This window comes from Streptomyces sp. S3(2020), from assembly GCF_013044505.1.
Classification (GTDB): Bacteria; Actinomycetota; Actinomycetes; order Streptomycetales; family Streptomycetaceae; genus Streptomyces.
Genome location: NZ_JABERD010000317.1, coordinates 1 through 7,938 on the forward strand (window position 1 = coordinate 1; position 7,938 = coordinate 7,938).

General features: G+C 72.6%; 8 protein-coding genes and 1 pseudogene. 5 read left to right on the plus strand and 4 right to left on the minus strand.

The window, feature by feature from the left end:
• From HLK59_RS46050 to HLK59_RS46060, 3 genes and pseudogenes are all read left to right on the plus strand, one after another.
• Window positions 1–620: pseudogene (locus tag HLK59_RS46050) on the plus strand (hypothetical protein); the annotation flags it as partial.
• Between the two features lie 96 nt (window positions 621–716).
• Window positions 717–1,643, plus strand: coding sequence for a zinc metalloprotease HtpX (gene htpX / locus HLK59_RS46055; RefSeq protein WP_171147649.1), 927 nt, complete (start codon window positions 717–719; stop codon window positions 1,641–1,643).
• A gap of 6 nt (window positions 1,644–1,649) precedes the next feature.
• Window positions 1,650–2,234, plus strand: coding sequence for a hypothetical protein (locus tag HLK59_RS46060; RefSeq protein ID WP_171147650.1), 585 nt, complete (start codon window positions 1,650–1,652; stop codon window positions 2,232–2,234).
• A gap of 1 nt (window position 2,235) precedes the next feature.
• Here HLK59_RS46060 and HLK59_RS46065 read toward each other — a convergent pair whose 3' ends face one another.
• Window positions 2,236–2,520 carry a hypothetical protein gene (locus HLK59_RS46065; RefSeq protein ID WP_171147651.1) on the minus strand — a complete coding sequence of 95 codons (285 nt, stop codon included), beginning with the start codon at window positions 2,518–2,520 and terminating at the stop codon, window positions 2,236–2,238.
• 202 nt (window positions 2,521–2,722) lie between these two features.
• Here HLK59_RS46065 and HLK59_RS46070 point away from each other — a divergent pair, with 202 nt between their 5' ends.
• On the plus strand, window positions 2,723–3,280 hold the full coding sequence (locus HLK59_RS46070; RefSeq protein WP_171147652.1) for a DUF1269 domain-containing protein: 558 nt from the start codon (window positions 2,723–2,725) through the stop codon (window positions 3,278–3,280).
• Window positions 3,281–3,309: 29 nt separating this feature from the next.
• Window positions 3,310–4,914, plus strand: a complete 1,605-nt coding sequence (locus tag HLK59_RS46075) for an alpha/beta fold hydrolase (protein ID WP_171147653.1) — start codon at window positions 3,310–3,312, stop codon at window positions 4,912–4,914.
• Between the two features lie 4 nt (window positions 4,915–4,918).
• Here the strand turns inward: HLK59_RS46075 and HLK59_RS46080 are convergent, their stop codons facing one another.
• The 3 genes from HLK59_RS46080 to HLK59_RS46090 form a co-directional block, all read right to left on the minus strand.
• Window positions 4,919–5,644: a GAF and ANTAR domain-containing protein gene (locus HLK59_RS46080; RefSeq protein WP_171147654.1), complete on the minus strand. Its 726-nt coding sequence runs from the start codon at window positions 5,642–5,644 to the stop codon at window positions 4,919–4,921.
• A 51-nt stretch (window positions 5,645–5,695) separates the two neighbouring features.
• A complete protein-coding gene (locus tag HLK59_RS46085; RefSeq protein ID WP_171147655.1) occupies window positions 5,696–6,559 on the minus strand; it encodes a GAF domain-containing protein in 864 nt (287 codons plus the stop codon).
• Between the two features lie 47 nt (window positions 6,560–6,606).
• Window positions 6,607–7,938: DUF2252 domain-containing protein (locus tag HLK59_RS46090; RefSeq protein ID WP_171147656.1), on the minus strand; the 1,332-nt coding region annotated here is incomplete at its 5' end.

A 7,938-nucleotide genomic window follows, 5' to 3' on the forward strand; every position in this document is an offset into this window, starting at 1 on the left:
TGGTGCGGGCCTGTGCGCGGTATGTCGTGCGGCAGGGCGGGGGCGATCCGCTGCCCTGGTACCGGGAGCGGTGCGGCCGTCCGGAGGAGCTGTCGCCGGGGAGCGTGATCGGGCTCGCGGAGTGCGGGGAGCGGGCTGACGGCGAGGTGCTGTGGTCCCTCGTCGGGCACCCTTCGCCGGGGGTGCGGGCGCGGGCCGTTGCCGGGTTGCGGGTGCTGGACGTGGTGGACGTACGGCGGCTGCTGCCGCTCCTCGACGATCCGGCGTCCGGGGTGGTGCGGGAGGTGAGCGCGGCGCTGTTGCCGTCGGCCGGGTCGCTGGACGCCGGTCCGCTGATGGAACGGCTCGCGGTGGAACAGCCCCGGAGTGTGCGCGTGGCCGCGTTCCGGCTGCTGCACGCGCACCACGGACTCGTGCGGCTGCGGGCCTGCGTCGCGCTGCTCGACGACCCGGACGACAGGCTCCGGCGGTGGGCCGGGCAGTCCGTGCAGCGCTGGCACCCGACCGGGGACGTGCCGCCCGGGACGGTGGAGGTGGGTGAGCTGCTGGACCGGGGGCGGCATCTGTTCAGCGCGCATGTGCTGAAACGGCGCAAGTGGGAGGCGGGGCTCAAGGCCTGAACCTTTGCTGGCCCTAGAGGTGATCACGACCGCTTCATGGTGGGGCCGGGTGCACACTGGGCAGTGGGACGAGTGCCTGACTGCGGGGTGATGCAGATGCAGAGCCGTTTCCGGAGCGACCGGCGGCTGACCGTGCGGATGACGGTCACGCTTTTTCTCCTCGGATTGCTGTACGTGGGATTCGTCGCCGCGTTGATCGTGCTGCTGAGGTCCTGGGTGCTCGTCGCGGTGGTCGCCGCGGGGATGCTGGGCGCGCAGTACTGGTTCTCCGACCGGGTCGCGCTGTTCGCGATGCGGGGGCGGGTCGTGGAGCGGGAGCAGTATCCGGAGTTGCACGGGGTCGTCGACCGGCTGTGTGCCATCGCGGACATGCCCAAGCCGGTGGTCGCCGTGTCCGACATCGACATGCCGAACGCCTTCGCCACCGGCCGCAATCCGGATCACGCCGTGGTGTGCGTGACGACCGGGCTGCTGCGGCGGCTGGAGCCGGACGAGTTGGAGGGTGTCCTCGCGCACGAGCTGTCGCACGTGGCGCACAAGGACGTCGCGGTCATCACCGTCGCGTCCTTCCTGGGGGTGCTCGCGGGGCTCGTCGTACGGTTCGCGTTCTACTCACAGGTCTTCAGCGGGCGCAAGGACCAGAACACCGCCGTGATCTTCGCGGGGGTCATGGGGGTCTCCGCCGCCGTGTACGCCCTCTCCTTCCTGCTCATCCGGGCACTGTCCCGGTACCGGGAGCTGGCCGCCGACCGGGCCGCCGCACAGCTGACCGGGCGGCCCTCGGCGCTGGCCTCCGCGCTCACCAAGGTCTCCGGGGACATCGCGAGGATCCCCACCAAGGACCTGCGGACCGCGCAGGCCTTCAACGCCTTCTACTTCACCCCGGCCCTCGGGTCCGAGCCCGGCATCGCCCGGCTCTTCTCCACCCACCCGAGCCTGGAACAGCGACTGGATCAACTGGGCCGGATCTCCACCGAGTTGGGTGAGGCGGCGGTCCCGGGGAAACAACGGAAGGCAGACTGAGGAGACATGGGGCTGCTGGACATCCTGCTCGGGCGTACGAAGCCGGTCGCGCCCGATCTCGACCAGCTCTTCGCACTGCCGTCGGCGGCCGTCACCCTGGAGGCCGCCGCGGGGTTCACCCCGACCGGCAGCGGCGCGGTGTGCTTCGCCACGGTCGAGGGCGCCGCGTTCGAGCAGACGCACCGCGAGGTGCAGGCGCTGCTGGACGCGGACGCCGACCGAGAGGGCCCTCCGGTCGGACTGCGGCGCGACGAGTACGGCTACTCGTGGCTGGTCTCCGAGCGGGCCCCCGACGAGCTTCCCCAGCTGGTGAACGACCTGCACGCGGTGAACGCCTCGATGGAGGTCAACGGCTTCGGCCCGCAGCTGCTGTGCTCGCTGGCGGGCTTCCGCGACGGCGAGGACCGTACGCTCGCGCTGGTCTACCTCTACAAGCGCGGCACCTGGTTCCCCTTCGCGCCGCTGCCCGGCGGGGGGCAGCGGCGCGACAACGCGCTGGAACTGCGGGTCAAAGCGGCTCTCGGGAACGATCTGCGGATCGAGCAGGACCTGAACCGCTGGTTCCCGGTGTGGGGCGCCCCCGGCCTGTGACTCAGCCGCCCTTCTTCTCGCGCTCCTGACGGCGGGACTCGAAGGGGCGGTCGCGGCGGTAGCGACGCTCCCACTTGGCCTGCTTGTCACGGCGCTCCCGGTATGACCGGTAGTCGCCGGGCACGACCCCTGACGAGGAACCGCCACGGGAGGAGGGCGTCGAGGACGTGCCCCGCCCGTACTGCGTGTACAGGAAGAGCACGGCGGCGGCGGCGAGCCAGTAGACGTGGTTTCCGAATCCGAGGACGACCAGGACCGCGGCCCCGGCCATGACGATGGTGCCCATCACGGGCCTCCGTGTGCGTGGGTGGGTGAGCAGCAGAGTAGCCCCGGGACCGCCCGGTGAAACCGGTCCTGCGGCAAGCGGTGGGGAGCAGCTCCGCAATGCTTGTCCAGCGTAGGGAGACGGTCACTCGGCGTGCATCTCCTTTTCCCGCGACCTAGAGTCGGGCGAAAAGCAGCATTCCGAACATAAAGGGGTATCTCGGATGAGTGATCTCTTCGTCGTCGCCTATGACGACCTCGCCACCGCCGACAAGGTCCGCGACAAGGTCGTCGAGCTGTCCAAGCAGCATCTCGTCGAGCTGGAGGACATCGTGGTCGTCGAGCGGCGCGAGGACGGCAAGATCAAGCTGCACCAGGCCGTCAACCACACCGCGGTGGGCGCCGCGGGCGGCGCCCTGTGGGGCGGTGTGATCGGGCTGCTCTTCCTGGCCCCGCTGCTCGGTGCGGCGGTGGGCGCGGCGGCCGGCGCGGCCGGGGGCGCGATCACCGACACCGGCATCAACGACAACTTCATGAAGGACCTCAGCCAGAACCTCCGGCCGGGCGCCGCCGCCCTGTTCGTCCTGGTCAAGCAGGCCGCCCAGGACAAGGTGATCCCGCAACTCACCCCGTTCGGCGGCCACTTGGTGCAGACCTCGCTGAGCCAGGCCGACGAGGACCATCTGCGCGAGGCGATCGCGGCGGCGCAGTCACCGAAGGGGGAGTCGCCCAAGCCTGAGGCACCGAAGGCGCAGTCACCGGAGGCGGAGTCCGCTTCCTGACGCCGGGGCCGCCATGAGTGAATGAGGTCATGATCTCCTCGTTCACTCAAGCCCACGACGGCGAACGGCTCAGCGGGGTGCACGGCGGCGGTGGTCCGGACCGGGCCACCGCCGTTCTGCTGCACGGGGCGGGCAACGGCAGCAAGGAGCGGCTGGCGCCGGTGCTGGAGGAGTTCGCGGGCCGGGGCTGCGGCGTGCTCGCCCTCGACTTCTCCGGGCACGGCGAATCCACGGGTGAGCTGCGGGAGTTGAGCCTGCGTCGGCGCTTCGAGCAGGCCGTCGCGGTGATCGACGCGCGGGTGCCGGCGGACGGGCCGCTGGTCCTCGTCGGGTTCAGCATGAGCGGGCAGACGGTGGCGGATCTCGTACGGCACTACGGGAAGCGCGTGACGGCGATCGGGCTGTGCTCGCCCGCCGTGTACGCGGCCGAGGCGTGGGATGTGCGGTTCGGGGACGGGGACAGCCGGTTCAGCGAGATCCTCCGTACGCCGGACAGCTGGCGCGGGGCGCCCGCGCTGGACGCGCTGCGGGCGTACGAGGGGCGGGCGGTGCTCGCGGTGCCGGGCCACGACGAGGTCATCCCGCCCGCCGTGACGGAGGCCGTTCAGGACGTGCTGGCCGCGCGGTCGCAGTACACGCGCCTCGACATCCCGGACGCCGGGCACCGGTTGGGGCTCTGGTTCCACGACCACGCCGACGACCGGCGGGAGTTCGTCGACACGCTGCTGGTCGAGGGCTGGACGGCGACCCGCGCCTGGCTGGCCAAGCGGCTGCCCGAAGGCCGTACGGTCACCACCACCCGTCTCCTGTCCGGCGGTTGGAGCTCGCAGATGCGTGCGCTCACCCTCGACGACGGCACCGACCTGGTCCTGCGGTCCTTCGTGAAGCCGTTCTTCCGGCACCACGCGCCCGGCCTCCTGAACCGTGAGGCGGCGGTCCTCACCCTGCTCGCCGGCCAGGACGGCATCCCGGCTCCCGAGCTGCTCGCCGTGGACGCCACAGCCGAACACAGCGATCATCCGGGGCTGTTGATGTCCCGGCTGCCGGGCCGGGTACGGGTCGACGAGGAGGATCTCGTACGGCGGCTCGATCTGCTGGCGGCCCAACTCGTGCGGATCCACCGGGTCGTACCGGACGAGCGACCGCGCGCCTATCAGGCCTGGACGTCACCGGAGCAGGTGCGCGCACCCGAGGGCGCGCTGTGGGAGCGGGCCGTGGATGTCATCCGGCGCGATCCACCGTCGTACGAAGGCGTCTTCCTGCACCGGGACTTCCACCCCGGGAACGTGCTCTTCACCGACGACCTGCGGATCAGCGGTGTCGTCGACTGGGTCGAGACCTCGTGGGGCCCCGCCGACCTGGACGTCGCCCACTGCTCGACGGCGCTCGCGCTGCTGCACGGGCCGGAACACGGGCTCGGGTTCCGGGACCGCTACGAGGCCCAGGGCGGACGCCGGCTCGCCGACGGAACGGACCACCTGTACTGGCGGCTGCTCGACTCCCTCGGCTACGCCCCCGACGCCGGGAAACTGGCGGGGCCGTGGCGCGAGCTGGGGCGGACGGATCTGACACCGCAGGTGCTGGGCGAGCGGCTGGAGGCCTATGTGGGCGCGCTGTTGGAGCGGTACCTGTGACGGCTCAGCCGGCTCCGCCCAGGTCCAGCCGGCCCCGTACGACGTCGGCGGCCACGTCGGTCAGCCGCCGCCGGTGCGAGCGGGCGTGGCCGCGCAGGACGTGGAAGGCCTCGTCGACCGAGACGGCGAGGCGGCCGGCGAGCATGCCCTTGGCCTGTTCGATGACGATCCGGCTGGTCAGCGCCTGACCCAGCTGGTCGGCCAGGGCGCGGCTCTCGCGCAGCGCCCGGTCGCGCTCCAGGGCCCAGCCGGCGGCATCGGTGAGCGCCTGGCCGAGGGCCGGCAGGGCGGGGTCGAGCGGGGTGCTGCCGGGGCCCAGCAGTACCAGGGCGCCCAGTGTCTCCTCGCCGACACGCAGGGGCAGCGCGACGACCCGGCCGTAGCCCAGCGCCAGGGCGCGGGACGTGTAGCGCGGCCAGTCGCGGCGCGTGCGCTCGGCGTCGAGCGCGGTGTCCGGAACCGGCCTCCCGGTGCCGCGGGCCTGCGGGCCCGGTCCCTCGCCCCACTCGATGGCGTCGTACGCCAGGCGTATCAACGCGTCCACGGTTCCCGCCACTTGGACCGGGGTGCGCTCGTCGGGCGTGTACAGCACGATCGCGGCGCAGTCGCCGAGCAGCCCGTTCCCGTGATCGGCGAGGACCGTCAGGAGCCGGTCGGGTTCGGTGACCCCGCAGGCGGCCAGGTCGACGAAGGCCTGCGCGAGTCGCTGCTGTGACGGGGGCACGGTCATGGTGTTCCCTTCTCCTCTCGGGCATCGGCCGCGCCCAGGCGTGGCCCCGCCTCAGCCGAGACGCAGTTCGCCCCGCAGGATCCGGGTCGCCACGGAGTGTGCGGAACGGCCTTCCGCGAACGCGTGTGCCTTGATCAGTTCCAGCGCGTCACCGACCGGGCGGTCCACCTGGACGCTGAGCATCCCGGCCGCCTGATGGACGACGGCACGCACGGTCACGCCGCCGTCCAGGCCGGGGTCCCCGTCCGGGCTCAGGATCACGGAGCGGGTGAGTGCCTCGGCGACCTCCATGAAGGCGTCCGGGCCGACCAGTCCCGGCACGGGGTCGAAGACGGCCAGCGCGCCGACGCAGGTGTCCCCCAGGCTCAGCGGCACGGCGGCCACCCGCGCTATGCCGAGTTCCGCGAGAGCCGGGCCGTAACCGGGCCAGCGGTCGTACAGCGCCCGGCCGGCCGCCGACACGGGCCGAAGCTCGCGGGTGGCGTCCCGGGCCGGGCCCTCCCCGAGCAGGAACTCCAGTTCCTGGGCGGCCCGGGCCGGTTCGTCGGAGGCCGCAAGGGCGAGCTGGTCGAAGGTCGCGCCGACCAGGGTGAGGGCGGCGCTGCCCGCGCCGCAGGCCTCCGCGACCCCCGCCATGAACAGCGGTCGCGGGGCGCGCCGGTCGCGGGCCCAGCGCGCCAGCCGGGCCACGAAGCGGTCCTGGAGGCTCGCCGCCGTGGCGTGGCGGGCCGCCGTCGACCGGTGGAGCGCGGCGATCCGCAGATGCAGGTCCCTGAGTTTCGGGCCGGGGGCCTGTGCGGCGAGGGTCTCGTGCCGCTCGGCACGGCTGGTCTCCCGGGCCGAAAGGGCGCGTGCCGCGTCGGCTCTCCGCTCCGCGGAAGCCCGGGGATCGACGGCACCGCCTCCGGTGACCACAGCGGGATCGTACGCCTGGCCGAACGCCCGGAACCGGGAACCGTCCGTCAGAGTTCCGGGGCCGCTCTCACCACGCCCGCGGCGACCGCCGCGGTCAGGGTGGTGTGGTCGGTGGTGGTCTGGACGGCGTACGTCCGGGCGAACTCGGCGACGGCCTGGTCGAAGGTGTCGGCGTTGCCCAGGTAGGCGGCGATGGCGATGCGGTCGCCGGAGCGGGCGTGGGCCCGGGCGAGGGCGGTGCCGCAGAGGCGGGCGTACGCGGTGAGGGCGGCCGGGGTCATGCCGGCGACGTCCGCCGAGCCCTTCATGTCACGCAGCTGCCGCCAGTAGAAGGCCCTGCCCTGCGGGCCGGTCATCCAGCCCAGGAAGATGTCGCTGGCCGCCTGGAGCAGACGCTGGCCGGCCACGACGCGATGCCCGGGGTGGACGTACGGGCCGTGCGGCAGGTGTTCCTCCAGTACGGACTTCCGCGCCTCCTTGATCTGGAGGAACAGCGGGTCGTCCGCGTCGCGTCCGGCGAGCAGGACGATGAAGCAGCGGGTGCCGACGCTGCCGACGCCGACGACCTTGCGGGCGGCGTCGACGAAGCGGTAGCGGTCGAGCAGGAGGCGGCGCTCCTCGGAGAGGGTGGAGCGGTAGTCGCTGAAGATCTTGCGCAGGGCGGCCATGTCGGGGGCGCCGGCGGGTTCCAGGAGCGGTGGGTCGTGGATGATGCGGTGACGTCCGTCGACGACCTCCGTGAGCTTGCCGAGGGCCTGGAGGCTGGTGCGGCGGCGGGCCCGGGTCAGGCTCGACTCGACGCGCTTGCGGTGCCGGGCGGAGCGGACGAGTGGGAGCAGGGTGTCGGCGTCCAGGCGCTCGTACCAGACGGCGAGTTCGCCGAGCCCCGCGAGGCGGTTGATGGATGTGCGGTACGCGGCCGTCGCCTCTACGGCGGCCCGGTGCGCCTTCGCCTCGCTGTGGCCGTTCTCCCTCGCGGCCACGACGACGCTCGCGGCGAGCCGTTTCACATCCCACTCGAAGGGGCCGGGGAACGTCTCGTCGAAGTCGTTCAGATCGAAGAGCAGGGAGCGTTCCGGGGAGGCGTACAGGCCGAAGTTGAGCAGGTGTGCGTCGCCGCAGAGCTGCACGGTGAGGCCGGTGTGGGGCTGGGCGGCCAGGTCCGTGGCCATCACCGCGGCGGCGCCGCGGAAGTAGGCGAACGGGGAGGCGGTCATCCGGCCGTACCGGATCGGCAGCAGCTCCGGGAGGCGGTCGCGGCCCTGGCGTTCCAGTACGGCGACGGGGTCCGGGCGGTCGATGGACGGGATCCAGGCGGCGTGGGCGGAGCGGGGGGTGCGTTTGCGGGCGGCTCGGCCTTTTGTGGCGCGGTCGGTGGG